This is a genomic window from Streptomyces sp. PA03-3a, from assembly GCF_033792735.1.
Lineage (GTDB): Bacteria > Actinomycetota > Actinomycetes > Streptomycetales > Streptomycetaceae > Actinacidiphila.
In genome coordinates, this window is the sequence record NZ_JARAVM010000063.1 from 22,942 (window position 1) to 29,607 (window position 6,666).

At 69.7% G+C, this 6,666-nt stretch carries 3 protein-coding genes and 1 pseudogene; all 4 read left to right on the top strand.

Annotation, left to right across the window (positions count from 1 at the left end):
• Positions 1-63 precede the first annotated feature (63 nt).
• Positions 64-3,570 carry a methionine synthase gene (gene metH, locus PV342_RS39090; RefSeq protein WP_400807344.1) on the top strand — a complete coding sequence of 1,169 codons (3,507 nt, stop codon included), beginning with the start codon at positions 64-66 and terminating at the stop codon, positions 3,568-3,570.
• Positions 3,571-3,688: 118 nt separating this feature from the next.
• Complete coding sequence (locus PV342_RS39095) at positions 3,689-4,390, top strand: HAD family hydrolase (RefSeq protein ID WP_500320907.1); 702 nt, start codon at positions 3,689-3,691, stop codon at positions 4,388-4,390.
• Positions 4,391-4,774: 384 nt separating this feature from the next.
• A complete protein-coding gene (locus PV342_RS39100; RefSeq protein ID WP_386995196.1) occupies positions 4,775-6,370 on the top strand; it encodes an ABC transporter substrate-binding protein in 1,596 nt (531 codons plus the stop codon).
• Between the two features lie 85 nt (positions 6,371-6,455).
• Positions 6,456-6,666, top strand: a pseudogene (locus tag PV342_RS39105) (ABC transporter substrate-binding protein); the annotation flags it as partial.

The window sequence follows — 6,666 nt, forward strand, 5'->3', positions numbered from 1 at the left end:
GTGTGTACCAGTAGGACCGGCGCACACCAAGCCGACAGCCGTCGCACTCCAGGGAGCACACCCATGGCCCAGCCGTCCCTTCCGTCCACGAGCGGTGCCCGAGGCGCAGCACTGCGAGAGGCCCTGGCGACCCGGGTGGTCGTCGCCGACGGGGCGATGGGCACGATGCTCCAGGCGCAGAATCCCACCCTCGACGACTTCGAGGGACACGAGGGCTGCAACGAGGTCCTCAACGTCTCCCGCCCCGACATCGTCGCCTCCGTCCACCGCGAGTACTTCGCCGTCGGCGTGGACTGCGTGGAGACCAACACCTTCGGCGCGAACTTCTCCGCCCTCGGCGAGTACGACATCGCCGACCGCATCGTCGAGCTGTCCGAGGCCGGCGCCCGCATCGCCCGCGACGTCGCCGACGAGTTCACCGCCCGGGACGGCCGCCAGCGCTGGGTCATCGGCTCCATCGGGCCCGGCACCAAGCTGCCGACGCTCGGTCACGTCGACTACGCCGTCCTGAAGGAGGGCTTCCGGCAGAACGCCGCCGGTCTGGTCGCGGGCGGCGCCGACGCCCTGCTCGTCGAGACCTGCCAGGACCTGCTGCAGATCAAGGCCGCCGTGCTCGGCACCAAGGAGGCCCTCGCCGAGGCCGGACTCGACCTGCCGCTCTTCGTCCAGGTCGCCGTCGAGACCACCGGCACCATGCTGCTGGGCTCCGAGATCGGCGCCGCGCTGACCGCGCTCGAACCGCTCGGCATCGACACCATCGGCCTGAACTGCTCCACCGGCCCCGCCGAGATGAGCGAGCACCTGCGCTACCTCGCCCGCCACGCCCGCGTCGGGATCTCCTGCATGCCCAACGCGGGACTGCCCATCCTCGGCAAGGACGGCGCGCACTTCCCGCTCGGCCCCGAGGGCCTCGCCGACGCCCAGGAGGCCTTCGTCCGCGAGTACGGGCTCTCCCTGGTCGGCGGCTGCTGCGGCACCACCCCCGAGCACCTGCGCCAGGTCGTCGAACGCGTCCGCGGCCACGAGGTCACCCCCCGGACGCCGCGCCCCGAGCCGGGCGCCTCCTCGCTCTACCAGACCGTGTCCTTCCGCCAGGACACCTCCTACCTGGCCATCGGCGAGCGGACCAACGCCAACGGCTCCAAGAAGTTCCGCGAGGCCATGCTCGACGGCCGCTGGGACGACTGCGTGGAGATGGCGCGCGACCAGATCCGCGAGGGCGCCCACCTGCTCGACCTGTGCGTCGACTACGTCGGCCGGGACGGCGTCGCCGACATGAACGAGATCGCCGGACGGCTGGCCACCGCCTCCACCCTGCCGATCGTGCTGGACTCCACCGAGCCCGAGGTGCTCCGCGCCGGCCTGGAGAAGCTCGGCGGCCGCGCCGTGATCAACTCCGTCAACTACGAGGACGGCGACGGCCCCGACTCCCGCTTCGCCCGCACCACCCGCCTCGCTGCCGAGCACGGCGCCGCGCTGATCGCCCTCACCATCGACGAGGAGGGCCAGGCCCGCACCCCGCAAGCCAAGGTGGCCGTGGCCGAGCGGCTCATCGCGGACCTGACCGGCAACTGGGGCATCGCCGAGAGCGACATCATCGTCGACTGCCTGACCTTCACCATCGCCACCGGGCAGGAGGAGTCCCGCAAGGACGGCATCGCCACCATCGAGGCGATCCGCGAGCTCAAGCGCCGCCACCCGGACGTGCAGACCACGCTCGGCCTGTCCAACATCTCCTTCGGCCTCAACCCGGCCGCCCGCATGGTGCTGAACTCGGTCTTCCTCCACGAGTGCGTCGAGGCCGGCCTGGACTCGGCGATCGTGCACGCCTCCAAGATCCTGCCGATCGCCCGCATCCCCGAGGAGCAGCGCGAGGTCGCCCTGGACCTGGTGCACGACCGGCGCCGCGAGGGCTACGACCCGCTGCAGCGCTTCCTGGAGCTCTTCGAGGGGGTCGACACCAAGTCCGTCCGGGCGAGCCGCGCCGAGGAACTGGCCGCGCTGCCGCTGGAGGAGCGCCTGCAGCGGCGCATCATCGACGGCGAGAAGAACGGCCTGGAGGAGGACCTCGACGAGGCCCTGACGACGCGGCCCGCCCTCGAGATCGTCAACGACACCCTCCTGGAGGGCATGAAGGTCGTCGGCGAGCTCTTCGGCTCCGGCCAGATGCAGCTGCCGTTCGTCCTGCAGTCGGCCGAGGTGATGAAGACGGCCGTCGCCCACCTCGAACCGCACATGGAGAAGTCCGACGCCTCCGGCAAGGGCACCATCGTGCTGGCCACCGTCCGCGGCGACGTCCACGACATCGGCAAGAACCTCGTGGACATCATCCTGTCCAACAACGGCTACAACGTCGTCAACCTCGGCATCAAGCAGCCCGTCTCGGCGATCCTCGACGCCGCCGACGAGCACTCGGCCGACGTCATCGGCATGTCCGGCCTGCTGGTCAAGTCCACGGTGATCATGAAGGAGAACCTGGAGGAGCTGAACCAGCGCGGCCTCGCCGCCCGCTACCCCGTCATCCTCGGCGGCGCGGCGCTCACCCGGGCCTACGTCGAGCAGGACCTCCACGAGCTGTACGCGGGCGAGGTCCGCTACGCCCGCGACGCCTTCGAGGGACTGCGCCTGATGGACGCGCTCATCGCCGTCAAGCGCGGGGTGCCCGGCGCCACCCTCCCCGAACTCAAGCAGCGCCGCGTGGCGGCACGCGAGAGCGTGGTGCCCGAGCCCGAGGAGAACCGGGGCCAGATCCGTTCCGACGTCGCCGTCGACAACCCGGTGCCCGCCCCGCCGTTCTGGGGCTCCCGCGTCGTCAAGGGCATCCCGCTCAAGGACTACGCGTCCTGGCTGGACGAGGGCGCCCTGTTCAAGGGCCAGTGGGGGCTCAAGCAGTCCCGGGCCGGCGGCCCCACGTACGAGGAACTGGTGGAGACCGAGGGCCGCCCGCGGCTGCGCGGGCTGCTGGACCGGCTGCAGAGCGAGGGGCTGCTCGAGGCGGCCGTCGTCCACGGCTACTTCCCCTGCGTCTCCAAGGGCGACGACCTGATCATCCTGCACGAGGACGGCACCGAGCGGACCCGCTTCACCTTCCCGCGCCAGCGCCGCGGCCGCCGGCTGTGCCTGGCCGACTTCTTCCGCCCCGAGGAGTCCGGCGAGACCGACGTGGTCGGCCTGCAGGTCGTCACCGTCGGCAACCGGATCTCCGAGGCGGCCAACGAGCTCTTCGCCGCCGACGCCTACCGCGACTACCTCGAACTGCACGGCCTGTCCGTCCAGCTCGCCGAGGCCCTGGCCGAGTACTGGCACGCCCGGGTCCGCGCGGAACTCGGCTTCGCGGGGGAGGACCCGGGCGCGATGGAGGACATGTTCGCCCTGAAGTACCGGGGCGCCCGCTTCTCGCTCGGCTACGGCGCCTGCCCCGACCTGGAGGACCGCGCCAAGATCGCGGAACTGCTGGAGCCCGAGCGGATCGGGGTACGCCTCTCGGAGGAGTTCCAGCTCCATCCGGAGCAGTCCACCGACGCGATCGTCATCCATCACCCGGAGGCCAAGTACTTCAACGCGCGGTAGTCCGACGTACGTCGTACACTGGACGGTCCGATACGGCACCTGGCCGGTCGCACGCCCCCACCACCCGGGCGCGAGGCGACCGGCCTTTGTGCCCCCTGGCAGCAGAGGAGTGGGGCGCATGACGAGCGGTATTCCCGCCACCGAGATCCGGCCGGCCCGCGAGGCAGGCCTGCAGGCCGTGCTCCTGGACATGGACGGCACGCTGGTCGACACCGAGGGCTTCTGGTGGAACGCGGAGGTCGAGGTCTTCGCGGAACTCGGCCACGTCCTGGACGACACCCACCGCGAGGTCGTCGTCGGCGGCCCCATGGCCCGCAGTCTGGGACACCTCATCTCGGTCACCGGGGCGGACGCCACGCTCGCCGAGTTGTCCACCCTGATCAACCTGCGCTTCGTCGAGCTCATCGGCCGCGGCGTGCCGCTGATGCCGGGCGCCCGGCGCCTGCTCACCGACCTGGCCGCCCACGGCGTGCCCGCCGCCCTGGTCTCCGCCTCCCACCGGCGCATCATCGACGCCGTCATGCTCTCCCTCGGCTCCCAGCACTTCGCCTTCTCCCTCGCCGGGGACGAGATCGAGCGGACCAAGCCGCACCCCGACCCCTACGTGCTCGCCGCCGCGCGGCTCGGCGCGGACCCCGCACGGTGCGTGGTCGTCGAGGACACCCCCACCGGTGTCGCGGCCGCCGAGGCGGCCGGCTGCCACGTCGTCGCGGTGCCGTCCATCGCCGCCATCGCCCCGGCCCCCGGGCGGACCGTGGTGACCTCCCTGGAACGCGTCGACGTACCCTTTCTGCGCTCTCTGATTACAACCGTTCACTGAGCGTCGCCGTGAATTGAACGGAAACTCTGGGCGGTTGCCCGGCTATTTTCCGTGACGATTCGGAGCGCCGAATTGTTTACCGGCCGGTACGGCGGAGCGTGATACTTTTCACATTCGCGGGTGTCGACAGTGCGCGCGGAGCGTGCTTCGGACCGTCAAAATGCGGTGAAGTCGGTGGGGTTGTGTCCGGATTGAGGAGCCGCGCGCTGTTCGTTCCGCTGTCCGGATTTCGGTGCGCCGTGCCCTGTTATCCGCCCGTGACGTGGGCTCAACTTCTTCGTGTTCGGGGGCGGTCCGCCGGAATGCCGGTGCCCGGCAATTGCAGGTATCGTCGCCCCGCTCAACACTGCACGGCCAAGGGCCGGAAGAGGGAGAACAACGAGGATGAATCGCAAGCTACTGGTGCTGCCGGCGCTGCTGGGCCTCGCCGCGCCCGTACTCGCCGGATGCGGCGACTCGACCGGTGGTGGCGGTGGCGGTGACGCGATCGTCATCGGCTCCACGGACCCCCTCGAGATGTCCGCGGACCAGCCTTCCCCCCTCGACCCGGCCACGGCGTACGACGGCGGCACGTACAGCTTCCTGAACAACACCTTCCAGATGCTGCTCGGTTACACCCGCAGCTCCAGCACCCCCGAGCCCGACGCCGCCAAGTCGTGCACCTTCTCCGACACCAAGTCGGAGACGTACCGCTGCACGCTGCGGGACGGCCTGAAGTTCGCCAACGGCCACGCGCTCACCTCGGAGGACGTCAAGTTCTCGGTCGACCGCGTGCTGAAGATCAACAGCGACATCGGCCCGGCGAGCCTCCTGGTGAACATCGACAGCGTCGAGGCCCCTGACCCGAAGACCGTCGTCTTCCACCTCAAGTCCTCCGACGCCACCTTCCCCTACAAGCTGGCGACCCCGGCCGCGGCCATCGTCGACAGCGAGGTCTACAGCGCCACCGAGCCGCTCAAGGGCCTGAAGATGGAGGGCTCCGGCCCGTACAAGCTGGACTCGTGGAAGGACGGCAAGGCCGTCCTCAGCGCGAACCCGAACTACACGGGCCTGATCGGCAAGCGCAACAACGAGAAGGTCGAGGTCCACTTCTTCCCCTCGGCCACCGAGATGATGAAGGCGCTCGCCGCCGGTGACGTCGACCTGGTGAACCGCACCCTCGAGTCGGACCAGATCAACGAGATCGAGCAGGGCACCGTCGAGAACGTCAAGCTGACCGAGACCCCGGGTCTCGCGGCCCGCTACATGTTCTTCAACGTCGAGGACCCCTCGGTGAAGGACGAGGCCGTCCGTGAGGCCATCGCCCGCCTCCTCGACCGCGACAGCCTCACGCGCGACGTGACCGGCCGCACCGCGACCCCGCTGTTCGGCGCCGTCCCGACCGGCATCACCGGCCACACCAACTCGTACTTCAACGCGTACGGCGAGCCCGACCGCGACAAGGCCGCCCAGGTGCTGTCCGCCGCGGGCATCAGCACCCCGGTCAAGTTCACCTGGACCTACCCGACGGAGCACCCGTCCACGCCGGACAAGGAGGAGGCCGAGAACCTGAAGAAGCAGCTCGAGTCCACCGGGCTGTTCGACGTGAGCCTCCAGCCGATCACCTGGAAGAAGTTCCTGAAGGGTGCCGCCACCGGGCAGTTCGCCGCCTACTCGCTCAGCTGGCTCCCCGACTTCCCGGACGCCGAGACCTACATCGCGCCCTTCTTCGCGGACGACGGATTCCTCGACCTCAACTACAAGAGCGAGACCATCAAGAAGCAGCTCCTGCCGGCCACCCGCCGGTCCGCGGACCGCGGCAAGACGGACAAGGACTTCGCGAAGATGCAGGAAGTCCTCGCGCAGGACCTCCCGATGATCCCGCTGTACCAGGACAAGCAGTTCGTCGCCAGCCGCGACGGCATCACGGGAGCCGAATGGTTCCTCAACTCCTCTTCCAGCGCCCAGTTCTGGGAGATTGGTCGCGGTGTGACAGGATGAGCCACCGGTCGGCCGGACCGGAGAATTTCCCGCGGTCCGGCCGGCACGGGCCTGCCCCGTACCACGAAGCAGTGAGGGAAGTCTCGTGAGGAATCGAGTCCAACGACTGGCGCTCCCGCTCTCCGCGACCATGACGGCAGTCGTGGTCGCCGGCTGTGGTACGGGAGGGTCGGACGGCGAGGCCGGCGGGGACCCCCTCACGATGGGCATCACGGACAAGGTGACCGCGGTCGATCCGGCCGCCGGTTACGACGTCGGCTCCTGGATCGTGTTCAACAACGTCTTCCAGTCGCTGC